The sequence below is a fragment of the Segatella asaccharophila genome, from assembly GCF_054687055.1.
In genome coordinates, this window is the sequence record NZ_BAACAN010000068.1 from 1 (window position 1) to 544 (window position 544).

The following is a 544-nucleotide window of genomic DNA, read 5'->3' on the forward strand; positions in this document are numbered from 1 at the left end:
TTACAGCAATATTATCAGGATTAGTCTCAAAATTACTCCCATTAATAAAGAAACGGGTTCGGGACCCGCCTCCACTAGGGGTAAAATCCGTAAATGTCACAGCCTCCTTGGGATTATAGCCTGTAACAGTGTTGGTATCTGAACAGCCATAAAACAAAAGGCCGAACAGATACATTAAAAGAAATGTTTTTCTATTCATGTTATAAGATTTAGATAATATAAGTACACTCGTTCACTCTTAAATATCAAAATAGAATGACTAATTGATATGAATTCTTGTCTTCGATTTTGGTTAATATTAAAGTTTTTATTTCTTTATAAAAGGAATTTGTGACATTTTCTCAGGGCTTCCACCTGAAACATAAGGCCATCCGTTTTTATCCCATTTCACTTGACTAAGCATCAAGTCCCTTCCATCTCCTGTACTTCTGACATAACCATGATAAAACATCCAGTCCTGACCAGCATCATCCTGCACAATGCCCGAATCATGCCCGTTACCCACAAAATAGGAATTAGCATTGATCAACACATCATACTTGTT

The 544-nt window shown here is 36.2% G+C and carries 1 protein-coding gene and 1 pseudogene; both read right to left on the reverse strand.

Annotation, left to right across the window (positions count from 1 at the left end):
• Positions 1-199: pseudogene (locus tag ACYRYG_RS13350) on the reverse strand (IPT/TIG domain-containing protein); the annotation flags it as partial.
• 108 nt (positions 200-307) lie between these two features.
• Positions 308-544, reverse strand: a 237-nt coding sequence (locus ACYRYG_RS13355) for a family 43 glycosylhydrolase (protein ID WP_460198494.1), incomplete at its 5' end; no start/stop codon positions are given.